This window comes from Pseudonocardia benzenivorans CB1190 (genome assembly GCF_000196675.2).
GTDB lineage: Bacteria > Actinomycetota > Actinomycetes > Mycobacteriales > Pseudonocardiaceae > Pseudonocardia > Pseudonocardia benzenivorans.
This window is the reverse complement of sequence record NC_015312.1, coordinates 4,325,794-4,347,619: the sequence shown is the minus strand read 5'-3', so window position 1 is coordinate 4,347,619 and position 21,826 is coordinate 4,325,794. Positions and strand designations below refer to the sequence as shown.

General features: G+C 76.0%; 19 protein-coding genes. 11 read left to right on the top strand and 8 right to left on the bottom strand.

Annotated features, from left to right (window positions below; genetic code table 11):
• Position 1: 1 nt before the first annotated feature.
• Together PSED_RS20320 and PSED_RS20315 are read right to left on the bottom strand one after the other, a co-directional pair.
• Positions 2 to 688, bottom strand: a complete 687-nt coding sequence (locus tag PSED_RS20320; protein ID WP_013676120.1) for an alpha/beta fold hydrolase — start codon at positions 686 to 688, stop codon at positions 2 to 4.
• 50 nt (positions 689 to 738) lie between these two features.
• Positions 739 to 1,860 (bottom strand): PLP-dependent cysteine synthase family protein, encoded by a 1,122-nt coding sequence (locus PSED_RS20315; RefSeq protein ID WP_013676119.1) that lies wholly within the window; start codon positions 1,858 to 1,860, stop codon positions 739 to 741.
• Positions 1,861 to 2,099: 239 nt separating this feature from the next.
• Between PSED_RS20315 and PSED_RS20310 the strand changes: the two genes are divergently transcribed.
• Genes PSED_RS20310 through PSED_RS20295 form a run of 4 tightly spaced genes read left to right on the top strand, consistent with a single transcriptional unit; the run spans position 2,100 to position 9,989 of the window.
• On the top strand, positions 2,100 to 3,665 hold the full coding sequence (locus PSED_RS20310) for a hypothetical protein (RefSeq protein ID WP_013676118.1): 1,566 nt from the start codon (positions 2,100 to 2,102) through the stop codon (positions 3,663 to 3,665).
• On the top strand, positions 3,662 to 4,384 hold the full coding sequence (locus tag PSED_RS20305; protein ID WP_013676117.1) for a hypothetical protein: 723 nt from the start codon (positions 3,662 to 3,664) through the stop codon (positions 4,382 to 4,384). Before PSED_RS20310 ends, PSED_RS20305 begins: the two co-directional genes overlap by 4 nt.
• The gene (locus tag PSED_RS20300) at positions 4,381 to 8,901 is read left to right on the top strand and encodes a hypothetical protein (protein WP_013676116.1); all 4,521 of its coding nucleotides are present in this window, start codon (positions 4,381 to 4,383) and stop codon (positions 8,899 to 8,901) included. Before PSED_RS20305 ends, PSED_RS20300 begins: the two co-directional genes overlap by 4 nt.
• Before the next feature lie 8 nt (positions 8,902 to 8,909).
• On the top strand, positions 8,910 to 9,989 hold the full coding sequence (locus PSED_RS20295; RefSeq protein ID WP_013676115.1) for a hypothetical protein: 1,080 nt from the start codon (positions 8,910 to 8,912) through the stop codon (positions 9,987 to 9,989).
• 12 nt (positions 9,990 to 10,001) lie between these two features.
• Here PSED_RS20295 and PSED_RS20290 read toward each other — a convergent pair whose 3' ends face one another.
• The 5 genes from PSED_RS20290 to PSED_RS20270 all read right to left on the bottom strand — a co-directional run bounded on the left by PSED_RS20290 (position 10,002) and on the right by PSED_RS20270 (position 14,227).
• Positions 10,002 to 10,511, bottom strand: a complete 510-nt coding sequence (locus tag PSED_RS20290; RefSeq protein ID WP_013676114.1) for an O-acetyl-ADP-ribose deacetylase — start codon at positions 10,509 to 10,511, stop codon at positions 10,002 to 10,004.
• A 58-nt stretch (positions 10,512 to 10,569) separates the two neighbouring features.
• Complete coding sequence (locus PSED_RS20285) at positions 10,570 to 11,337, bottom strand: 5-formyltetrahydrofolate cyclo-ligase (RefSeq protein WP_049803457.1); 768 nt, start codon at positions 11,335 to 11,337, stop codon at positions 10,570 to 10,572.
• A 92-nt stretch (positions 11,338 to 11,429) separates the two neighbouring features.
• The gene (locus tag PSED_RS35535; RefSeq protein ID WP_325176122.1) at positions 11,430 to 11,699 is read right to left on the bottom strand and encodes a LutC/YkgG family protein; all 270 of its coding nucleotides are present in this window, start codon (positions 11,697 to 11,699) and stop codon (positions 11,430 to 11,432) included.
• Positions 11,700 to 12,035: 336 nt separating this feature from the next.
• Entirely contained in the window at positions 12,036 to 13,502 is a 1,467-nt protein-coding gene (locus tag PSED_RS20275) for a LutB/LldF family L-lactate oxidation iron-sulfur protein (protein ID WP_013676112.1), read from the bottom strand.
• Positions 13,499 to 14,227, bottom strand: a complete 729-nt coding sequence (locus PSED_RS20270) for a (Fe-S)-binding protein (RefSeq protein ID WP_013676111.1) — start codon at positions 14,225 to 14,227, stop codon at positions 13,499 to 13,501. The genes PSED_RS20275 and PSED_RS20270 overlap by 4 nt, the downstream gene beginning before the upstream one ends.
• A gap of 76 nt (positions 14,228 to 14,303) precedes the next feature.
• On the opposite strand from PSED_RS20270, the gene PSED_RS20265 reads away from it, so the two are divergent.
• On the top strand, positions 14,304 to 14,993 hold the full coding sequence (locus tag PSED_RS20265) for a FadR/GntR family transcriptional regulator (protein ID WP_013676110.1): 690 nt from the start codon (positions 14,304 to 14,306) through the stop codon (positions 14,991 to 14,993).
• A 33-nt stretch (positions 14,994 to 15,026) separates the two neighbouring features.
• Here PSED_RS20265 and PSED_RS20260 read toward each other — a convergent pair whose 3' ends face one another.
• Positions 15,027 to 16,115, bottom strand: a complete 1,089-nt coding sequence (locus tag PSED_RS20260) for an SDR family oxidoreductase (RefSeq protein ID WP_013676109.1) — start codon at positions 16,113 to 16,115, stop codon at positions 15,027 to 15,029.
• 176 nt (positions 16,116 to 16,291) lie between these two features.
• Between PSED_RS20260 and PSED_RS20255 the strand changes: the two genes are divergently transcribed.
• The 6 genes from PSED_RS20255 (at position 16,292) to PSED_RS20230 (ending at position 21,825) form a co-directional block, all read left to right on the top strand.
• Positions 16,292 to 16,756, top strand: coding sequence for a MarR family winged helix-turn-helix transcriptional regulator (locus PSED_RS20255; RefSeq protein WP_013676108.1), 465 nt, complete (start codon positions 16,292 to 16,294; stop codon positions 16,754 to 16,756).
• A 320-nt stretch (positions 16,757 to 17,076) separates the two neighbouring features.
• Positions 17,077 to 17,826, top strand: a complete 750-nt coding sequence (locus PSED_RS20250; RefSeq protein ID WP_013676107.1) for an AzlC family ABC transporter permease — start codon at positions 17,077 to 17,079, stop codon at positions 17,824 to 17,826.
• Positions 17,819 to 18,133, top strand: a complete 315-nt coding sequence (locus PSED_RS20245; RefSeq protein ID WP_013676106.1) for an AzlD domain-containing protein — start codon at positions 17,819 to 17,821, stop codon at positions 18,131 to 18,133. The genes PSED_RS20250 and PSED_RS20245 overlap by 8 nt, the downstream gene beginning before the upstream one ends.
• A gap of 81 nt (positions 18,134 to 18,214) precedes the next feature.
• Positions 18,215 to 18,751, top strand: a complete 537-nt coding sequence (locus tag PSED_RS20240) for a GNAT family N-acetyltransferase (protein ID WP_049803454.1) — start codon at positions 18,215 to 18,217, stop codon at positions 18,749 to 18,751.
• A gap of 99 nt (positions 18,752 to 18,850) precedes the next feature.
• On the top strand, positions 18,851 to 20,557 hold the full coding sequence (locus PSED_RS20235; RefSeq protein ID WP_013676105.1) for an ATP-binding protein: 1,707 nt from the start codon (positions 18,851 to 18,853) through the stop codon (positions 20,555 to 20,557).
• Positions 20,554 to 21,825, top strand: coding sequence for a multidrug effflux MFS transporter (locus tag PSED_RS20230; protein WP_013676104.1), 1,272 nt, complete (start codon positions 20,554 to 20,556; stop codon positions 21,823 to 21,825). The genes PSED_RS20235 and PSED_RS20230 overlap by 4 nt, the downstream gene beginning before the upstream one ends.
• Position 21,826: the final 1 nt, after the last annotated feature.

Sequence of the window (21,826 nt, the reverse complement as noted above, 5' to 3'; positions counted from 1 at the left end):
GTCAGGCCAGGCCGAGCAGGATCGCGGTCAGCTCCTCCGGCCGGTTCTCCGGGACCATGTGGCCGGTGTCGATCTCGTGGTAGCGCCACGCGGGCGAGGCCTTCGCCCGCGCGGCGGCCGCCTCGAACGCCACGCTCGGCTCGGCCGTCGCGCGGATGTAGGTCAGCCCGAACCCGCACTCCTCCAGCGGCGCGCCGAGCCGGACGGGCTCGGTGAAGGTCCGCGCGGGCTGCGGGGTGCGCCGCGGCTGGGAGAACGCCGCGATCTCCGGCGAGTCGTAGGCGCGCTCGTTCGGCGGGATCAGCCACGGCGCCCCGAGGCCCTGCGGAACCTCGCGGGCCGGGGAGAGCGAGGTGACGCTCTGCCCGTCGGCCGGGACGAACGCGTCGAGGTAGACCAGCTCGCGGACCCGGTCCCCGATGGCGTCGAGCGCGCCCGTCACCACCATGCCGCCGTAGGAGAAGCCGAGCAGCACCATGTCGTCGAGGTCCTCGTAGCGGACCGTGTTGACGACGTCGAGCACGTGCGTGGTGAGCGACACCAGCGGACCGGTGAGGTGGGACCGCTCCCCGATACCGGTGAGGCTGGGGGTGAACACCTCGTGGCCCTGCGCGGCCAGCAACCGGCGGACGTGCCGGAAGCCGTAGGAGCCGCCCCAGGCGCCGTGCACGAGAACGTAGGTCCTCATGGTTCCAGTCCATCACGGACCCGCCCGTCACGGACCCGCCCGACACGGGATCAGGACAACGTGCCCGTCCGCCAGAACTCGTCGAGCCGCCGCAGGTACGGGGCGACGTCGATCCCGGCCCCCGCGAGCCACTCGTCGGAGTAGTAGGTGTCGGCGTAGCGGTCGCCCGCGTCGCACAGCAGCGCGACGACGCTGCCGCCCCGCCCGGCCCTGACCATCTCCGAGACGATCCGGTACGCCGCCCACAGGCCCGTCCCGGTCGAGCCCCCGGCGCGGCGCCCGGACACCGTCGCCAGGTGCCGGACGGCGGCGACGGCCGCCGCGTCGGGCACCCGGATCATCCGGTCGATCGCCGCGCCGACGAAGCTCGGCTCGACCCGCTGCCGGCCGATGCCCTCGATGCGGGAGCTGACCGGCGTCGTCACGGCGGTGTCGCCGTCGCGCCAGCCCGGCATGAACGCCGAGTTCTCCGGGTCGGCGACGCAGACGGCCGTGCGCCGTCCGGTGTAGACGCAGTAGCGGGCGATCGTCGCCGACGTGCCGCCCGTGCCCGCCGTCGCGACGACCCACGCCGGCTCCGGGTGGCGCTCCTGCGCCATCTGCGCGAACAGCGACTCCGCGATGTTGTTGTTGCCCCGCCAGTCGGTGGCACGCTCGGCGTAGGTGAACTGGTCCATGTAGTGCCCACCGGTCTCGCGGGCCAGCCGCGCCGCCGTCGCGTAGACCTCCGACGGGTGGTCGACGAGATGGCACCGCCCGCCGTGCAGCTCGATGAGCTCGATCTTCTGCCGGCTCGTCGTGCGCGCGACGACCGCCACGAACGGCACGCCGACGAGCCGCGCGAAGTACGCCTCGGAGACCGCCGTGGACCCGCTGGAGGCCTCGACGACGGGTCGCCCGCGCCGGATCCAGCCGTTGCAGAGCGCGTGCAGGAACAGCGAGCGGGCGAGCCGGTGCTTCAGGGAGCCCGTCGGGTGCGTGGACTCGTCCTTGAGGTAGAGGTCGACGTCCCACTCCGGCGGCAGCGGGACCGTCAGCAGATGGGTGTCCGACGAGCGGTTCGTCTCGGCCTTGATGCGCGCGACCGCCTGCACGACCCACGCCCGGTGGCCGGGGTCGTAACGGTCGACGTCCTCGTCGAGCGGGACGTCGGGACAGGAGTCGCTGGTCATGGTCCTCCTCGCCGTGACGGACGTGGCCGGGCCACGTCCGGTCGCCGGCGCGCGTACGTGGAGCTCCGCCGCCCGCGATCACCCTAGCGGCGCCTGTGCGCGGCGATGGTCGCCCCAGCAGGTCGCTCCAGCGACCATCGCCACGCGCGACCTCCGGCCGTGGCCGTCGGACGCGGTGGCTACCCTCCGTTCGGCGCTGCAGGACGCGGCGCTGCAGGACCGAACAGCCGGCGAGGGACATGACGGGTGCGTACGGGGGCGTGGTCTCGCCCGCCGCCGACGCGTCCGCACGCGACCGGTGGCGGGCGCTGGCGCTGACCGACCCGGTGTCGCGGCTGGTCCGCAACGCCGCCCACGCCGGCATCGACGACGACGAGTACGACCTGCGGCTGCTCGCGCTCGCCGCGGTGGACATCGTCGTCGGATCGATGGGGTTCGCCCGCGAGGCCACCCTCGACGACGTGGTCGACGAGCTCGCCGGCCTCGCCGCCCGGATGGCGCCGCACCGGCCCGACCAGGCCCGCGACGTCGCCCAGACGGTCGTGCGCGGACTGCTCAACGACGCCCACGAGCAACGCCGCTTCACCTACCGCTTCGCCGACCTCGGCGCGCCCGGCGAGCCCGCGCGCTGGGAGGCCTACAGCTTCCGGCTGCTGTCGCTGCGCGAGGCCGAGTACGGGCCGGTCCTCGTCGCGAGCGACCAGGCGGTGACGTTGTTCCTGCACGGGCTCGACGTCGACCTCGAGGACGCCGACCGCGCGCTCGCCCACGTCCTGCAGCGCCAGCTCGACGACCGCCGGTTCGACGCGGCCGCGCGCACCGCCGCCCAGGCGGAACGGACGAGCGTCGGGATGTCGGCGATGCTCGCCGAGCTGCTCGACGCGACGCGGCGCGACGTCGGCTCGCACGACTGGGAGCGCGAGGTCCCCGAGCGGCTGCTGCGCGCCCGCCGGCACGTCGAGTCCCGCATCGCCGAGGACGACCGGCTGCTCGAGCACGTCCAGGGCGGGCTCGACGCCGAGACCTCGCCGGAGGTGCGGGCGGTGTCGGGCCGGATCGTCGACCTGCTCGGCCGGGCCCGGCAGGTACACCTGGACCTGGAGCGGCGGCTGGTCGGCGCGCGCGAGGTGTTCCTGTCGGCGCAGGTGCGTCAGCGGCTGGCGCGGCGGCGCCGGCTGCGGATGCTCGCGCTGCGCGAGGAGCTGCTGCTGCCGGTGCTGGAGCTGCCGCGGGCGGAGGCCGCCCTCGTCGCCTCCGCGTTCGCCGACCGCGCGCTCGGGGTGAGCGTGCCGCGGCTGGTCCGGTTCGACGACCTGGTCGACGCGCTGTGGGCGCCGCCGCGGGCGCGCGAGGCGGCCGAGCCGGAGATCGAGCTCGTGCCCGACGTCGACGTCTCCGACGACGTGCAGCGCTACCCCGAGCAGGTCGTGGCGGCCGCCCGCGAGGTGCTGGGAGCCGCCGCGGACGGCGAGGTCCGCCTCTCGGAGCTGCTCGCCGCGGTCCCCGACGGCCCCGACGCCGCCGAGGTCACCGAGCTCGTCCTGCTGTCGGCGCTGTGGGCGTTCGCCCCCGACGTCGCGGCCGAGGCCGAGGGCGAGGTCGCCGCCGAGGTCGACGTGCTCGCGGGCGGGATCGAGGCCGAGCGCGCCGACGAGCTCCTCGACGTCCCGGGTGTCGGCGGGCCCGACCTGGTCGTGCGCCTGCGCGGCGGCGCGACCGGGGCGACGGAGACGCCTGCGGAGCCTGCCGACGTCCTGTTCGTCGACGTCTACGGTGACGCCTACAGCAGGGAGACCGTGTCGTGACCAGCGTCGCCGCCGATCTCACCGAGGTCCGCGCCGCTGCCGAGCTGCTCGGGTTCGCGCTCGCGCGGCGCGCCCGACCCGTCGAGGGCGGGCAGTACCGGGCGCTGCTCGACCGCTACCGCAGCGAGCTGCGCTTCCGCGACGTGGTCGACACGATGGCCGAGGGGCTGGGGCTGGAGGTGCTCGGCACACCGCGGTCCGGACTCGTGCTCGCCCCGGACCCGGCGGGCCCGTTCGCCACCCGCCTCGGCGACCTGCGGTCCACGATGGACGCCGACGACCGGCTCGTGTTCGGGCTCGTCCTGATCGGCATCGCGGCCTACGCCTACCCGACCGACGCCGACTTCGACGACCCCGAGACCAAGCTCGTCGAGGTCGCGACGATCGACGGCTTCATCCGCGCCGCACTCGGAACGCTCGGCTCCCTCGCCGGGGTCGAGGGCAGCGCCGAGGAACGCGCCCGGGCCGCCGCGCAGGTGTACGCCGACCTCCCGCAGCTGATCACGACCCAGACCGGCCGCCGGGCCCGCGGCTGCACGCTCAAGGCCGTCGAGGACGTGTGCGGCTGGCTCGTCGAGCAGGGCGCGGCGCGCGAGGCCGCGTCGCTGGGGCCCGACACGTTCCACCTCACCGACCGGTTCCGGCTGCTGGTCGCCGACAGCGCGGGCGGCGGCGCCCTCGACGCGCTGCGCGACCTGCGGCGCGAGGACGTGCCGTGAGCCCGGCCGTGCCCGTGATGTGGACGATGCGCCGCGTCCGCCTGCACCGGATCGGGCCGCGCGCCGCGCGGTTCGTCGACGTGACCCTCGATCTCACCGACGCCGACGGCCGCGCCCTGCACTCGATCCTGTGGCTGCGCAACGGCGGCGGGAAGTCCACGGTCCTCTCGCTCATCTGCGCGCTGGTCCGCCCGCACCGCCGGGACTTCCTCGCGACGTCCTCGACCGGCAAGCACCTCGAGGACTACGTGCTGGGCTCGGACACCGCGCACGTCGTCGTCGAGTGGTCGGGGCCGGGCGGGCAGACGCTCGTCACCGGCGCGGTCTACGAGTGGGCCGACCGCGCGCAGCCCGCCGACCCCAACCGCGACCACGACCGTCTCGGCGCCCGCTGGTACGTGTTCCGGGCCCAGCCGGGTACGCGGTCGGGCGCGTCGCTGGACACGCTCCCGTTCGGCCCCGACGACGCCCCGACGCCGTTGCGCGACTTCGTCGCCGCGGTCAAGCGCTGGGACGCGATCCCGAACTGCGGCGTCGCCGTGACCGACTCGCAGGACCGCTGGAGCAGGCTGCTCGACGAGCACGGCCTCGATCCCGCGATCTTCACCGCGATCCTGCAGATGAACGCCACCGAGGGCGGCATCGAGGGGCAGTTCCAGTTCCGCGGGCCCGACCAGTTCGTGCGGTACCTGCTGGAGCTGATCGTCGATCCCGAAGTGCCGGGCCAGGTCTCGGACATCCTGGAGAAGGTCCGCGAGGGCCTGGCCGCGCGCCCGGAGATCCTCGCCGACCTGGCCTTCGCCGACGAGGCGGGTCCGCTGCTCGGTGAGCTGTCCGCGGCCCGCACGACGCACGCCGGGGCCACGGCCGCGGTCGCGGCCGCCGAGGCCGGCGCCACGAACCTGGCCACCGCGCTCGCCGCCGCCGCCGCGCGGGCCGAGGCCGCGGCCGCGGAGCACGCCGAGCGGGTCGCGGAGCTGACCGCGACGGGCGCCGCGCACGAGACCGCCGCCCAGGAGGCTCGGGTGCGGGAGGTCGCGGCGCGCCGGGCGGCCGCCGCGCATCGCGTCCGGGCCGCCGAGCTGCGCGCCGACGGGCTCGCGGCCGAGCACGCGCGCGCCGGTGCCCTCGTCGCGGGCTGGCACGCGGTCGCGACCGTCGACGCGGCGCGGCAGGCCCGCCGGCGGGTCCGCTCGCTGGAGGAGCAGCTCGCGGCTGCGACGGCCGAGGCCGAGCCCCTGCGCGCCCGGCGCGACGCGACGGCCGCCGGCTACGCCCGCGCCCTCGACGCGAGCATCGCCGCCGTCGCGGCGCGCGTCGCGGCGCTCGACGCGGAGGCCTGCGACGCCGGTGCGGCCGAACGCGCCGCGCGGACGGCGTGGCAGGAGGCGTCGCAGCGCCGGGGCACGCTGACCGGGCGGCTCGCCGCCCTCACCGACGCCCTCGCCGGGCTCGACGCCGATCTCGCCGCCGCCCGGAGTCTCCTCGCCGGGTCCGGGTCCGGGTCCGGGTCCGGGTCCGGGTCCGGGGATCTCGGTGCCGGGGTGACGGTCGCCGCGGGAGGGAGCGTCGACGCGGCCGCGGTGGAGGACGCCCTCGCCCGGCACGAGGCCGTCGACGCCGAGGCGGCCGACGAGCTCGACCGGCTCGCCGCCGAGCGCGCCACGCTGCGCGAGCGCCGGGCCGAGCTGGCCGCCGCGGCCGAGACCCTCACCGCACAGCGGCGGACCGCCGAGCGCGCCGCGGAGGCGGCCGGCGACCGGGCCGTGGAGCTGCGCGGACGCGTCGCCGACCTCGCGTCCGACGACCGGCTCCGGGGTCTCGCCGGCGGCACCGACGTCGACCCGGTCGCCGAGGCGGGCGACCTCGTCGCGCTGCTCACCGCCGCCGTCGCCCGGGCCGAACGCGGTCGCGTCGAGCTCGCCGTCGCCGACGCCGAGGACGAGCGTGCGCTCGCCGCGCTGGGGGCCGACCGGCTGCTCCCGCCCACGCTCGACGTCGTCCGTGCGCTCGACGTCCTCGACCGGGCCGGCATCCCGGCGACCACGGGATGGCGCTACCTTGCCGACTCCGTGCCCGCGGGCCGGCGCGCCGAGCTGATGCGGGCCGCGCCCGCCCTCGCGGGCGGCGTGCTCGTCCACGACCCGGCCGACCTGCCGGCCGCCCGCTCGGTGCTCGACGGTGCCGCGCTGCGCCCGACGTCGCCGGTCGTGCTGGCCACCACCGGCGACCTCGACGCCGCCCACGGCCCCGCGACCGGGCACCTCGTCGACCCGGCCAGGGCCCTGACCGACCGCGCGGGCGCGGGCGCCGAGATCGACGAACGCGAGTCGGCCCGCGCCGCCCGGTCGGCCGCGGACGCCGAGCTCGTCGCCGCCCGCGACGCCGACGCCGACCGGCGTCGCCGGCTCGAACGGCTGCGCGTGGACTGCCCGCCCGGCACGCTCGAGGCCCTCGACGCCGAGGTCCGGGCCGCGCGGGACGCCGTCGCGGCCGCCGACGCCGACCTCGCCCGGATCGCCTCTGACCTGGCCTCCGTCGGGGACCGCGAGGCCGACGCCGACGCCCGGCGCGGCGATCTCGAACGCTGCCGGCGCGACGCCGCCGCCGCGATCGCGACGCTCACGCAGCTGCTGCCGCGGGTGCGCGAGGCCGCCGACCGGAGGGCGGAGGCGGCGGCGCTGCCCGCGGAGATCGCGGACCTCGACGCGTCGCTCGACGCCGCCGTCGCGGCCGAGGACGCCGCCCGGACCGCGGCCGCCGCGGCCACCGGGCAGGCCGATGTGTTGCGTCGCAGCCTCGGCGAGCAGCGGGAGCTGCGCGCCGGGCTGTCCGACCCCGGATCCGACCCCGGGCCGGGCGCCGGGTCGGAGGGGGAGCCGGTCGCGCTCGACGAGGCCCGCCGGGCCTGGGAGAGCGCCGACCAGGCCTACCGGCGCGAGGTGTCGGAGTCCGCCCTCGCGGCGTCGCTGCAGGAGGCGACGCGCGCGCTGGCCGACCCGGCGGCCCGGGTCGCGGACCTGCCGGAGGTCGTGCGGCAGCGTGCCGAGGCACTGCTCGACGGTCCCGACGGCACCGACGCGGGCACCCGCGCGGCGGCGATCGTCCGGGCGGAGTCCGCCGCCGCCGCGCTCGCGACGTCGATCGGCGAGCTGCGCGCGGAGCTGCGGGAGGCGAAGGCCGAGCTGGCCGGGCTCGCCGAGCCGGCGGCGCAGATGCAGGTGGAGCCGGCGGAGCAGGCCGCGTGTGACGACCCGGACGCGCTCGACGCCGCCCGCGCCGACGCGCTCGCCGCGGCCGCTCGGGCCGCCACCGAGGCGGGTGAGCTCGTCGCCCTGCACGCGGCCGCCGGGTCCGCCGCCCGCGACGCCGACGCCCGCCGCGCCGCCGCCCGCGAACGCGCGACCGGTCTCGGGCACCTGCTGGAGCTGCTGGGCGTCGACCCCGGCACCGGCCCCGGCCCCGGCATCGACCCCGGCCCCGGGGACGTCGGCTCCCTCGACGACGCCCATGCCGCCGTCACGGCCGCCCGGGGCCGGCTCGACGGCGCGGTCGCCGTCGCCCGCCGCGCCGCGCGCGACGTCGAGGCCGTCGCGCACCGGATCGCCCGGTGGGCGGGCGCCGACCGGTTCGCCGGGGTGAAGTCCGACGTCCGCGACCGCTTCCGGGTCGACGACGTCGCGGGCGAGCTCGGACCCGTCGCCGACGAGCTCGCCGGATCGCTCGCGGTCTACGCCGCCAACCTGCGCGAAAGGCTCGCCGAGCTGGAGGAGCACAAGGGCGTCGTCGTCACCGCGATGACCGGCATGGTGCGCCAGGCGCTGCGCTCGCTCGCCCGCGCGCAGGCGCTGTCCGAGCTGCCGGAGTCGTTGGGGGAGTGGGCCGGGCAGCGGTTCCTGGAGGTGGGGCCGCGCTCGACCGTCGAGACCGCCGACGCCGTCGTGCGCGACCGTTGCTCCCGGCTGGTCGACGCGCTCACCGCCCGCGGCGCGGAGGTGCCGCGGGGGTTGGAGCTGCTGTGGCAGGCCACCGACGCCGTCGTCGGCGACGGGAACTGGAAGGCGCGGGTCCTCAAGCCGTCGACGACGTTCGCGATCGAGCGGGTGTCGGTGGAGCGGATGCGCAAGTGGTCGGGCGGGGAGAAGGTGACGATCTCGCTGCTGCTGTTCTGCATGGTCGCCAAACTGCGGGCCACCAACCGTGGCCGCGACGTGCCGGGGCTGGGCGCCCTGCCGTTGGACAACCCGCTCGGCAAGGCCAACTACGTCGTGTTCCTCGACCTGCAACGCAAGGTCGCCGCCGCCAACGGCGTGCAGCTGATCTTCCTGACCGGTGTCGGCGACCTGAAGGCCGTCGGCCGTTTCCCGAACATCATCCGGATGCGCAACGTCGCGGGCCGGGGGCGGCAGTACGTGCGGCAGGAGGAGCGCATCCTCGCGGGCGACGACCCGGCCGGCGTCGTCGACACCACCCGGATCTGGCGGGAGGACCCGGTCCTCACGCTGCCGCTGGGATGAGGGGCCGCATGACCACCGTCGAGGAGGACGAGTCCCCGGAGCTGTCGCCGCTCGCCGCCAGGCTCGCCGGCGTCGTGGCCGCGTCGCGCACCGGCCGCATCGGGATCGAGGTCCTGCGCGGCGCCGCCCACGAGGCCGACCCGAGCCTCGCGGGTGCGCCGGACGGCCGCGCCCGGCTGCGCGAGCTGTGCGACGAGCTCGCCGGTGCGGGCGTCGTCCGGCTGCCGCGGGTCGGCGGCACCGGCTGGGACGCGCTGCCGCGCCCGGCGTTGCCGCGGTTCGTCACCCGGGTCGGCCGGCCCGGTCTCGTGCTCGACCCGCCGGACGTGCGACCGGCCACCGCGACCGCCTGGCACGCGCAGCTGCGCTGGGTGCCGGCGTTCCTGCGCGACGAGGACCCGTCCGATGCCGAACGTGCCCTGCTCGACGGCGTCCAGCGGCTGCTCGCCGACGGCGGCCCGCGCGACGTCGTCGCGGTGCAGGAGCGGTCGCTGCGGCTGACCGGTGACGAGCAGGCCCTCGACGCGCTGCGGCGTGGCCGGCTCTTCCGGCCCGGCCGGCTCACCCCCGAGCTGCTCGGCATCCGCCGCGCCCGCTGGGAGCCCATCACGCGCACCGTCGGGGACGGCAGGATCACCCTCCTCGTCGAGAACGTCGCGACCTGGGAGTCGCTGGCCGACGCGCTGCCCGCCGACGGCGCGGTCGGCCGCGTGGTGTGGGGGATGGGCAACCAGCTGTCGACGGTCCTCACCGCCCTGGCCGACGGGCCCGGCCACCCGGGCGAGCTGTCGTACTTCGGCGACCTCGACGTCGGCGGGCTGGAGATCGCCCGGCGCGGCGCCGAGACCGCGGAGACGCTCGGGTTGGCGCCGCTGCGGGCGTCGACGCTCTACACCTGGTTGCTCGACGAGGGTGTGCCCCAGCCGGGGAGCCTGCCCGTCGGCGACGTCGCCGAGCTCACCGCATGGCTGCCGCCGGTGCTGCACGAGCCCGTGGCGGAGCTGCTCGGGGCGGGCGAGCGGCTGGCCCAGGAGTGGCTCGGCCGTGAGCTGCTGGCCGAGGCCGACGACCTGCGCGACCTGCGCTGAGGACGCTCGTCGTCAGCCGACGGCGGCCCGGAACGCCGCCAGCACGTCGTCGGAGAACAGCACGAACCGGGCCTCGCGCACCGCGGACTCGGTGGCGCGCACCGTCTCCACCGCGGCGAGTGCGGCGTCGTCGAGCGGCCAGCCGTAGATACCCGCCGACACCGCGGGGAACGCGACCGTGGCCGCGCCCAGCTCGTCGGCGACCCGCAGCGACTCCCGGTAGCACGACTCCAGCAGGTGCCGGCGGCTCCGCCGCTTCGCGTACACCGGTCCGACGGTGTGGATCACCCAGCGGGCCGGCAGGTTCCCGGCGGTGGTGGCGACGGCCTGCCCCGTCGGCAGCCCGTCGGGATACCGGGTGGCCCGCAACTGGCGGCACTCGGCGAGGATCGCGGGCCCGCCGCGGCGGTGGATGGCGCCGTCGACACCGCCCCCGCCCAGCAGTGACGAGTTCGCCGCGTTGACGACGGCGTCGACCTCGGCCTCGGTGATGTCGCCACGGACGAGCACGATCTCGGGCATGTCATCTCCTGTGAGCGGCGATGGTCGCTACGGCAGTCGCTATGGCGACTATCGCCACTCACGACCTCGTTCGCAGCGCCGCAAGCAGCGGGATCGCCGCGATCTTCTCCTCGGTGAGCGCGTCCCAGTCGATGTGACCGGTCGGGCGGTCGTGCCGGTGCCGCCGGCAGTCGATCACCCGGTCCGCGGTGACGATCAGGTCGACGGGCGCGTCGTGCGAGGTCGTCGGGATCGCACCGGCCGGGCGGACCTGCAGCTCGTGCACCGTCGTCACGACGACCGTGTCCGGCCCGATCAGTCCCGCGGCGCTCGCCAGCGCGAACTCCAGGTCGGCGAACCCGCCGCCCTTGCCCAGCCGGGCGCCGTCCTCGCCGACGGCCACGCACCCGGTGACCACGAGGTCCACCGGCTCCAGGTCGGCGACGGCGACGCGGCGGGCCGAGCGCATCGCGTTCTTGATGGACACGGCGCGCCGCGGCGGGTCGGCGAGGTGGTCGGGGTCGAGCAGGAAGAAGGGGTCCTCCTCGGCCAGCCGCGGCACGGCCATGTAGACGGTCTTGCCGTCCTCCAGCGCCCGCTGCCGGACCGGGAGCTGCGCGGAGTCGGGGTTGGACTTCACCCGCTGCGCGGCGGCCCACTCCGGCAGCTCGCGCAGGCGCTGCGCGGCGGCCTCGGCGCCGACGAAGTTGGAGATGCGGTTGCGCGCCCCGGGGAAGCGGGCGACCCCGGCGTCGGTCAGTGACGACCACACCTCGTCGCGCAGCGCGGCCTTGGCCGCCAACACCTCCGGGTCGCCACCCGCGTCGTGGTCGTGCCGACGTGCCATGCGCAGCACCGTAGCGGTGCCCTCCCGCGGGAACGAACGGCCCGGTCGCGCAACTCAGTTGCGCGACCGGGCCGTTCGTTCGCGTCGGGTGCTCACGCGGGTTCGGTGAGGACGACGACGAGGGTGCGGGGGCCGTGCACGCCCTCGACGCGCTGCAGCTCGATGTCCGAGGTCGCCGACGGGCCGCTGACCAGGGTGATCGGGCGGGCCGGCGAGAGCGCGGCGACCAGCTCCGGCACCGAGCCGACGACCTGGTCGGCGCGGACCACGCACACGTGGACGTCGGGCACGAGGGTGATCGCGCGGCGGCCCTGTGCCGGGCCGCCGTCGAGGGCGATGGTCCCGGTCTCCGCGCACGCCACCGCACCCGGTGACGACGGCGGCGAAGCCGTCGAGGTCGCCCGGGCCGAACCCGGGGGAGTCGCGGGTGCCGTCGAGCTCCCAGGGCGCGTCGGGTGGCAGGAGCACCGGTCGGTACCCGGCGACGGCCTGCGCGAGCGCGTCGTCGACGCCGTCGGAGGGGACCCGGACGACGGTGGCCCTGTAGTCGACGAGCCGGTCGGTGAGCAGGTCGAGCAGCTCCGGGCTGCCGGGGGCGTGCGGGCTGCGGCGCTCGTAGTCGCGGGGGACCGGCGTCTCCCGCGCCTGCGCCGCTGTGTTCGCCGCCCGGATCCGGCCGAGGATCTCGTTGCGCGCGTTCATCCGCGTTCCCTCGCCCACCACTCGCGGAACGTCTCAGCGGGTGGCCTCGGGGCGTCGCGGCCCGCGGTCCAGGCCGACAGCGGCGGTGGCAGCGTCGTCAGCTGTCCCGACCGCCGCCCGAACACCCGCCCCAGCCGCGACGCCTTCTCCGCCGCGGCGAACCGGCGCGGGTCGGCCATGGTCCATGCGGCCGCGGCCATCGCGACGGCCTCCGCGCTCGGCACCCGCGACGCCTCCCGGCGGGCCTCGACGTGCTGGGCGCGCAGCCGCACGAGCAGCGACGGGATGTCGATGCGGACGGGGCAGACCTCGTAGCAGGCCCCGCACAGCGACGACGCGAACGGCAGCGACGCGTTGTCCTCCACGCCCGTGAGCTGCGGCGACAGCACGGCGCCGATCGGCCCCGGGTACACCGAGCCGTAGGCGTGCCCGCCGGTGCGCTCGTAGACCGGGCAGACGTTGAGGCACGCCGAGCACTTGATGCAGTGCAGCGCGGCCCGGCCGACGTCGTCGGCGAGGGTGGCGGTGCGGCCGTTGTCGAGCAGGACGAGATGGACCTCGGCCGGCCCGTCGCCGGGGGTGACACCCGTCCACACCGAGGTGTAGGGGTTCATCCGCTCGCCGGTGGAGCTGCGGGGCAGCAGTTGCAGGAACACCTCCAGGTCGGCCCAGCTCGGCACGACCTTCTCGATGCCCATCACCGTGATCAGGGTGCGGGGCAGCGTGAGGCACATGCGGCCGTTGCCCTCGGACTCGACGACGAGCAGCGACCCGGTCTCCGCGACGCCGAAGTTGGCCCCGGAGATCGCGACCTCGGCGCGCAGGAAACGTTCCCGCAGGTAGGAGCGGGCGGCCATGGCGAGGCGGCGGGGTTCGTCGGTGAGCGCGGGGTCGACGCCCGGCATCTCGCGCAGGAAGATCTCGCGGATCTCGGCGCGGTTGCGGTGGATGGCCGGCACCAGGATGTGCGACGGCAGGTCGCCGCCCAGCTGGACGATCAGCTCCGCGAGGTCGGTCTCCTGGGTGTCGACGCCCGCGGCCGCCAGCGCCTCGTTGAGCCCGATCTCCCGCGTCGCCATCGACTTGACCTTGACGACCTCGCGGCTGCCCGTCGCCGCGACGAGCCGGGTGACGATCGCGTTGGCCTCCTCGGCGTCGCGGGCCCAGTGGACGGCTCCGCCGCGGCGGGTGACCTCGGCCTCGAGCCGTTCGAGGTGCTCGTCGAGCCGGGCCATCGTCGCGGCCTTGATCGCCTCGCCCGCGGCGCGCAGCTCCTCCCAGTCGGCGCGCTCGGCCACGACCGCGGCGCGCTTCGCGCGGATCGTCGACGTCGCGTGCCCGAGGTTGCGCCGCAGCTGGGAGTCGGCGAGGGCGTCGCGGGCGGCGGCGGGGAAGCTCCGCTCGCCGCGCAGGTGCCCGACCCCGCGCGGGGCGAACCGGGGGAGTCCCAGGTCCGTGCTCATTCGACGCTCGCCAGGATCTCGGCGAGGTGCACCGTGCGGGTGCCGGTGCGCAGCCGCGACAGACCGCCGCCGATGTGCATCAGGCACGAGCTGTCACCCGCGCTGACCGCCTCCGCGCCCGTCGAGAGGACGTGAGACATCTTGTCGGCCAGCATCGCCGTCGAGGTGTCGGCGTTCTTCACCGCGAACGTCCCGCCGAACCCGCAGCACTGGTCGGCCCCCGGCAGCTCCAGCAGCGTCATGCCGCGGACGTTGCGCAGCAGCCGCAGCGGCCGGTCGCCGACGTGCAGCATCCGCAGCGAGTGGCAGGTCGGGTGGTAGGTGACGCGGTGCGGGTAGTAGGCGCCGACGTCCTCGACGTGCAGCACGTCGACGAGCAGCTCCGACAGCTCGTACGTCCGGGCGGCGACCGCCTCGGCGCGGGCGGCGAGCGCGCCGTCACCGCCGGCGCGGGCGACGTCGGCGTGCTGGTGGCGCACCGAGCCGACGCACGAGCCCGAGGGCGCGACGATCGCGTCGTAGGGCTCGAACGTCTCGACGTGGTGGCGCACCAGCCCGAGCGCCTCCCGCCGGTAGCCGGTGTTGACGTGCATCTGGCCGCAGCAGGTCTGCTCGGCGGGGAACGCGACCTCGTGGCCGAGCCGTTCGAGCAGGCGCACGACGGCCTTGCCGACCTCGGGGAACAGGGCGTCGGACAGGCAGGTGACGAACAGCGCGATCTTCATGGTGGGCGACCTCCGGGACGCGGTCGGCGGCCAGCGTAGCGCGTGTGGTCAGACCACACCGGATAGGCTGGGCCGCATGCGTACCCACCAGGTCGTCCTCGCCCACATCGAGGACGACCTCGCCGCCGGGCGGATCCGCCTCGGCGACCGGCTGCCCGGGGAGCGGGCGCTCGCCGAGCGCCTCGGGGTGTCGCGGCCCTCGGTGCGGGAGGCGATCAAGATCCTCGAGGCGCTCGGCGTCATCCGGACCGCCACGGGCTCGGGGCCGGAGGCGGGCGCGACCGTCGTCGCCGACCCGGCGGCGGGACTCGGCGCCGCGCTGCGGCTGCACGTCGCGACCGACCACGTCCCGGTCGGCGACGTCGTCGACCTGCGGTTGCTCGTCGAAGGGGCGGCCGTGCGCAGCGCCGCGGCCCGACCCGCCGCCGACGGCCTCGACCGGGCCACGACCCTGCTCGACGCCATGGACGCGCCGGGCGTCGACGTCGCGACGTTCCTCGACCTCGACGGCGCCTTCCACGTCGTGCTCGCGGAGATGTCGGGCAACGTCCTGCACGCCGCGGTGCTGGCCGGGATCCGCGGGGCGGTGCGCGCGTACATCGGGCAGGGTGCCGCCCGCGCCGCCGACTGGCCCACGCTCGCCGACCGGTTGCGCGCCGAGCACCGGGCGATCCTGCGCGCCGTCCGCGAGGGCCGGGCCGACGACGCCGAGACCGCCGTCCGCCGGCACATCGAGGACTTCCACCGCGACACCGACGGCGGCTGACGACGCCGGCACCCCCGCGGGCGCCGGCCGGTGTCAGGCGGCGGCGGGGGGCAGGAGTCCGCGGTCGATCATCGCCCGGAACGCGTCGCGGAAGCTGTCCTCGGTGTGCATCGCCTCGCCGAACCCCGCCTGGCGGAGTTTCACCGTGCTCGTGAACGCGCGCGGTCCCGCCGGAGCACCGTGGGCGAAGCTGAAGTCGGCGTGGTGGTCGGCGCTGCCGACGAACTCGGCCAGTGTCAACGGCCGCAGGCCGTGGCGGGCGACGACCGCGTCCCACGTCGCGGCCCGCTCCCGCAGGTACCGGACGAGGCTGACGGGCTCGTCGGGCCCGACCTCGACGCCGAGGGTGTCGGCGATCCCGGGCCAGAGGTTGCGCCATTCGAACACGTCGCCGTTGGTGACGTTGAAGATCTCGTTGCGTGCCTTCGGCGACCGGGCCGCCCACGCGAGCACCGCCGCGACCATGCGGGCGTCCGCAGCCTCCCAGACGAAGCTGGGCCCGCCCGGGAAACCGAACGGGAGGCCCTCTTCACGGCGGATGACGGCATAGGCGCCGATCGCCGTCACCACGTTCAGGGTGACGCCGTAGGTGCGCCCCACGATCAGCTGCGGGCGCAGCACCGTGTAAGCGAGACCCCGGTCCGCGGCGCGCGCTCGCAGCAGGTCCTCCTGCAGGAAGAACGCGTTCTCGTGATCGTCACGTGGCGCGTCCTCGCGGGCGGGGATCGGGATCGGGTGCAGGTGCACCCCGTAGGCCTTGGTGCCCTGCAACAGAGCGGCGTGCGTCAGCCCGCCCGCGTCCAGCAACGGGTCGACGGTGTTGCGCAGCATCGCCTCGTTGGTCAGCATCTGGTCCCGCTCGCCCCAGCCGGCGACGAGGTCGTCCTTCTCGTAGGACGCGGCGTACACCAGGTGCGTGACGGCCGTCAGACCGCCGAGCGCGTCGCGACTGGCGGCGGCGTCCCGCAGGTCGACGGGGACATGGCGCAACCCGGCCTGCTCGGGGACATCCGGTCGGCGGCGCGACACGGCGATCACCTGCCATCCCTCACGCAGGAACCTCTCGACCGCGGCTGTCCCCACCAGCCCGCTCGCCCCGGTGATCAGGACTGTGTCCGGCACATGCACTCCTTGGCGACGACACCGGGCGGAGCCCGGCATCTCCGGTTGACATGACAACCTAATGTATGCACGGGTTGGATGACGTGTCAACCGAAGGAGGGCGCTTGTGCTGCGCAGTTCCGTCCGCGCGCGTCGACGGATGGGTGATGTCTCAACCGGGTCGATAGCATTGCGGCATGACCGAACCCCAGTGGCTCGACGACGGGGAGAGCGAGGCGTGGCTGAGTTTCCTGGTCATGCACGCGAAACTGACCGCGGAGCTGCATCGTCGGCTGCGGGCGCAGGCGGGGCTGTCGCTGGCCGACTTCGACGTTCTCGCCCAGCTCACGGAGGCCCCCGACGGCACGGTTCGCGCTCGGCAGCTCGGGCGTTCGCTGCAGTGGGAGAAGAGCCGGCTGTCCCACCACCTCGACCGGATGCAGCGTCGCGGGCTGATCCGGCGGGAGGACTGCGCGGAGGATTCGCGCGGCGCGATGGTCGTGGTCACGGAGCTCGGGCGCGAGACCATCGAGCGAGCCGCTCCGCCGCACGTGCAGGCCGTGCGCGAGCTCGTGTTCGACCGCCTCACCCGACGCGAGGTCGACACGATGAGGCGCATCTCGGAGAAGATCCTCGACGGGCTGGACGAGGAGGTGCGCTGAGGGCGATCCGGCCGGACCGCAGGGCGTGACCGTCGGGTGAACGCGGCACGGCCCGGTCCCGCCCCGCGGCACGGCCCCAGCCCCGCCCCGCGGCACGGTGCCTCCCCTCGTGAGTGGCGATGGCCGCTCCGGCGACCATCGCCACTCACAGGGGCTCCGTTCCGCGCGGGACGCTCGGCGTTCGGGTTTGCCCCCGGTCGGCCCGAACGCCAGGGGAACGCGCCGTTCCTAGCGTCGGTGGCGAACCGATCGACCACGAGGTCGACGGCATCGCCCCCGCCGGGTCCCGGACCGCGGCGGCCACCGACAGGAGCCCCGCCGTGCACACCGGATCGCGATCCCTGCGTGCCGCTGCCCCGCCGGTCCCGCTGCGGCCGGTCCCGCTGCGGCCGGTCGTGCTGCGCGCGGCGGCCGACGCCGTCCCGGTCATCGCCGCCTACGTCCCGTTCGGGCTGACGCTCGGCGCCACCCTGGCCGCCTCCGGCATCTCGCCGCTCGTGGCCTGGTCGTCGTCACCGCTGCTGTTCGGCGGCGCCGCCCAGCTGCTCGCGGTACAGCTGCTCGGCGCCGGCGCGAACGTCGCGGTGGTCGTGCTGGGTGCCCTCGTCGTCAACTCCCGGATGCTGCTCTACAGCGCATCGCTGGCCCAGCACGCGTCGGGCTGGTCGCGACGCGCCCGCTGGGGCGGCGCCTACCTGCTGGCCGACCCCGTCTACGCGCTGGCCGTCGGCCGGTTCACCAAGCCCGACGGCGGCGGGGACGCCCGGCTGCGGCTCGCCTACTACCTGGGCGTCGGCGCGACGCTGTGGACCGCCTGGATGGCCATCACCGCATCCGGGACGCTGCTCGCGGGGGTGCTGCCCGACGGTCTGCGCCTCGACGTCGCCGCACCGCTGACGTTCCTGCTGCTCGTCCTCCCGATGCTGACCTCACGCCCGGCGTGGGCGGCCGCCGCGACGGGTGGGCTGGTCGCGGTCGCCGCCTCCGGGCTCCCGCTGGGCCTGGGCCTGTTGGTCGGTGCCGCGGCCGGGATCGCCGCCGGCGCGCTGGTGGGAGGCCGTCGTGGCTGACCTGCTGGTGCTCGTCGCGATCGGCGTCGGCACGTACCTGATGCGTGCGGCGTTCCTCGCCACCGCGGGGGCACGCCCGCCCGCCGTGGTCACACGGCTGCTGCAGTACGTCGGACCCGCGGTGCCGGCGGCGATCGCGCTGCCCGCACTCGTCGCGCCGCACGGGCGCGTCACGACCGCCGAGACGGTGCCGGCACTGCTGGCGGCCGTCGTCGCCGGGGTGCTCTGGCGGCTCACCCGCAGCCTGCCGCTCGCCCTGTTCGCCGGGCTCGTCGCGGCCTGGGGCCTCACCTGGTTGCTGACCTGACCCGACCGACCCGACGCACCGGATCGACCGACACACCCGACCCGTCCCGACCGAACCGATGACTCCTTGGGGGGAGACGTCATGATCGAGATTCGCGCATTGCGCAACGGAGAGTTCGACGTACTCGACGCCGTGTTCGACGGCCTGTCCGCGGAGAGCCGCTACCGGCGCTTCCACGCGCCGGTGCGCCGGCTCACCGCGGGCACCCGGACCGCACTGGCCGCCGTCGACGGCCACCGGCACGTGGCGGTGGCCGCGTTCGCCGACGGCCGGCCGATCGGCATCGCCCGGTTGATCGCCGACGACACCGGCCGCAGTGACCTCGGTGTCGAGGTCGTCGACGACGAGCAGCGGTCGGGCGTGGGGACCCGGCTCGTCCGCGCGGTCGCCGGGCTGGCCGCCGCGGCCGGGCACCGTGTCGTCGAGGCCGAGGTGCTGAGCACGAACCGGGCCGCGGTGCGGCTGGTCCTCGCGGTGTTCCCGGACGCCACGGCGTTCCCCGACGGCATCACGACGCGGCTCGTCGCGGCCCTGCCGGCCCCGGCCGCGCAGCAGCCGGCACTGTCCCGGCGGGAGCCGGCGCGCGTCATCGAGCGGATGGCGCCCCGGGCGGCGTGACCGCTGCGCCGCTCGGCGGTAGCCCGGTGGGCCGTGCGGCCCTGGCGTCGGCGAAGGGCGCACAGCAGGCTGATCCGGGAGCAGCCCGGAGGAGCCGTGATGCTGCAGGTCAACCTGCTGGGGGAGCAGTCGGTCACCGACGACACCGGCACCGTCCGGGCCCGGTCCTCGCGCGCGCTCGCGCTGATCGGCTTCCTCGTCGTGCACGCCGACGCACCGCAGACCCGGCAGCGCCTCGCCGCCCAGTTCTGGCCCGACTCCACCGACGAGCAGGCCCTGACGAACCTGCGGCGCGAGCTGCACCACGTCCGCACGGTGCTCGGCGACGACCCGTCGCTGGTCGTCACGGCCCGGGACCTGTGCTGGACCGACTCACCGACCTGCCGGGTGGACGTGCGGTCCTTCGCCCGGTTCCGGGCGGCGGCCCGGGCGGCGGCGGCCGCGGGCGACGACGAGCAGCAGCGGACCCGCGCGGGCGCGGCCGTCGCGTACTACCGCGGCGAGTTCCTCCCCGGCGGCTACGACGACTGGGTGCTCGCCGCCCGCGGCGAGCTCGAACAGCAGTGCGTCGACCTGCTGGACGTGATCGCCCACGGGGACGCGGGCGAGGCGGCGGTCGCGGCCGCGCGCAGGCGGGTCGCGCTGCGCCCGCTGGAGGAGCCCGGCTACCGCAGGCTGATGGAGCTGCAGGGCGAGGCGGGCGACCGGGCGGGCGCGGTCAGCACGTACCACCGGTGCGCCTCGGTGCTCGAACGCGAGCTGGGGGTGGATCCCGACCCGCAGACCCGGGCCACCCTCGACCGGCTGCTGGCCCGCACCACCCCGGCGGCCGAGCCGGAGGGCCTCGCGGCGCACGGGCGGGCCGGATCCGCCGCCGCGCGCCTCGTCGGGCGCACCGCCGAGCTGGCCCGGCTGCGCGAGATCTGGCGCACCGCCGCGGGCGGGCGGCCGAGCCTGGCCGTCGTGCGCGGGGAGGCCGGCGTGGGCAAGTCCCGGCTGGTGGCGGAGCTGGCGGAGGAGTGCCGGCGTGCCGGCGCCGTCGTCGCCGTCACCCAGGGCTTCGGCACCGCGGGCCGGCTGGCGCTGGCGCCGGTCGCGGACTGGCTGCGCACCCCGGAGATCCAGGCCGCGACGGCGCACCTGGAGCCGGTCTGGCGGGTCGAGGTCGACCGGCTGGTGCCGTCGGCCCGGGCCCGCAGCGAGCCCGGCGGCGGCCCGCCCGCGATGGTCGACGCGTGGCAGCGGCACCGGTTCTTCGAGGCCGTGACGCGGGCGCTGATCGCGGTCGACCGGCCGCTGCTGCTCGTCGTCGACAACCTGCACTGGTGCGACCAGGAGACGTTGGCGTTCCTCGCCTTCTGCCTCGGCATCGACACCGGGGCGCCGCTGCTGGTCGCGGCCACCGCGCGCGACGACGACCCCGACCAGGAGGCGGGGCTGCCGGAGTGGCTCGCCCGGATGCGGTCGACCCACGACGTCACCGAGATCGAGCTGCCTCCCTTCGACAGCGCCGACACCGCGGCGCTCGCCGCGGCGGTCGTCGGCCATCCCCTCGACGAGGACGCCGCGGCCCTGCTGCAGGCCACGACCGGTGGCTTCGCGCTGCACGTCGTCGAGGCCGTGCGCTGCGGGGACCTCGACCCGGGGGCCGGGGACCTGAGCACCGTCCTGCGGCACCGCCTCGAGGACGTGAGCCCGCCGGCCCGCACCGTCGCCGGGCTCGCTGCCGCCGTCGGCCGCGACGCTCCCGCTGGACGGAAGCAGCGCTGGCGGTGGGGGCGGGCGAATCGGAGGATCGTCCGGTGACGCGCCAGACCCGCCCCGCCGCCGCGCCGGAACGGGACCGACCGCCGCTGCGACAGGTGCTCGCCCTCGGTGGGCTGTCGATGTTCGGGCCGCTGTCGATGGACCTCTACCTGCCCGGCCTGCCCGAGCTCACCACCGACCTGCACACCACCGAGGCCACCGCCCAGCTCACGATGTCGCTGTGCATGGTCGGCCTCGCGGCGGGCCAGCTGATCGCCGGCCCGCTGTCGGACCGCCGCGGCCGCCGGGGCCCGCTGCTGGTCGGGGTCGCGCTGTTCGCGGTGACGTCGCTGGCCTGCGCCTTCGCTCCGACGATCGAGGTGCTGCTCGCGCTGCGCCTGCTCGGGGGTCTCGCCGGGGCGGTCGGGATCGTCGTCGCCAGGGCGATGGTGCGCGACCAGTGGGAGGGCCGGGCGGCGGCGCGGGTGTTCGCGCTGCTCATGGTCGTCAGCGGGGCGGCGCCGGTACTCGCGCCCGTGATCGGGAGCCAGCTGCTCCGGGTCACCGACTGGCGTGGCGTGTTCGTGGTGCTCGCCGGGATCGGGCTGGTGCTGCTGGGTGCGGCGGCCACGCTGCGCGAGACGCTGCCCGCCGCCCGCCGTCGTTCCGGCGGGGCCCGGGAGACGCTGCGCGCGCTGGGCAGCGTCGCCCGTGACCGGTCGTTCCTGGCCCCGGCGTCGGTGCTCGCGCTCGGCTGCTGCTCGATGTTCGTCTACATCGCGATGGGCAGCTTCGTGCTGCAGGGCACCGGCTACGGACTCTCACCGCAGGTCTACGGCGTCGTGTTCGCGGTCAACGCCACCGGGATCGTCCTCGCCGGCCGGCTCTCGGCCTGGCTGGTCGACCGGGCCGGTCCGCGGCGGCTGCTCGGTGCCGCGGTGGCGGTGGCGTTCGTGGCCGCGCTCACGCTCGTCGCCGGCGTCCTGCTGACCCGCTCGGTCTGGGCCGTGCTGCCGCCGCTGTTCGTGGTCGTCGCGGCCGTCGGGATGATCATGCCGAACGCGACGGCCCTCGCGATGTCCGGGCAGGGCGCGGCCGCGGGCGCGGCGTCGGCGCTGCTGGGCCTCGGCCAGTTCCTGACGGGCGCGCTCGTCCCGCCGGCGGCCTCGGTCGGCGGCGTGACGCCGCTGGTCATGGCCGTGACGATCGCGGGCACCGCGACGGCGGCCGTGCTGGCCGCCGTCCCGGTGCTGCGTTCGCGCGATCCCGAGCCCGCCGCTCAGCCCGCGGTGCTCGCGCAGCCGCGGACCCCACCGGGCACCGGGTGAG

Coding starts and splice junctions, on each gene's coding strand:
- PSED_RS20320 (WP_013676120.1), bottom strand. CDS start 688: ATGAGGACCTACGTTCTCGTGCACGGCGCCTGGGGCGGCTCCTACGGC.
- PSED_RS20315 (WP_013676119.1), bottom strand. CDS start 1,860: ATGACCAGCGACTCCTGTCCCGACGTCCCGCTCGACGAGGACGTCGAC.
- PSED_RS20310 (WP_013676118.1), top strand. CDS start 2,100: ATGACGGGTGCGTACGGGGGCGTGGTCTCGCCCGCCGCCGACGCGTCC.
- PSED_RS20295 (WP_013676115.1), top strand. CDS start 8,910: ATGACCACCGTCGAGGAGGACGAGTCCCCGGAGCTGTCGCCGCTCGCC.
- PSED_RS20290 (WP_013676114.1), bottom strand. CDS start 10,511: ATGCCCGAGATCGTGCTCGTCCGTGGCGACATCACCGAGGCCGAGGTC.
- PSED_RS20285 (WP_049803457.1), bottom strand. CDS start 11,337: ATGGCACGTCGGCACGACCACGACGCGGGTGGCGACCCGGAGGTGTTG.
- PSED_RS20275 (WP_013676112.1), bottom strand. CDS start 13,502: ATGAGCACGGACCTGGGACTCCCCCGGTTCGCCCCGCGCGGGGTCGGG.
- PSED_RS20270 (WP_013676111.1), bottom strand. CDS start 14,227: ATGAAGATCGCGCTGTTCGTCACCTGCCTGTCCGACGCCCTGTTCCCC.
- PSED_RS20265 (WP_013676110.1), top strand. CDS start 14,304: ATGCGTACCCACCAGGTCGTCCTCGCCCACATCGAGGACGACCTCGCC.
- PSED_RS20255 (WP_013676108.1), top strand. CDS start 16,292: ATGACCGAACCCCAGTGGCTCGACGACGGGGAGAGCGAGGCGTGGCTG.
- PSED_RS20240 (WP_049803454.1), top strand. CDS start 18,215: ATGATCGAGATTCGCGCATTGCGCAACGGAGAGTTCGACGTACTCGAC.
- PSED_RS20235 (WP_013676105.1), top strand. CDS start 18,851: ATGCTGCAGGTCAACCTGCTGGGGGAGCAGTCGGTCACCGACGACACC.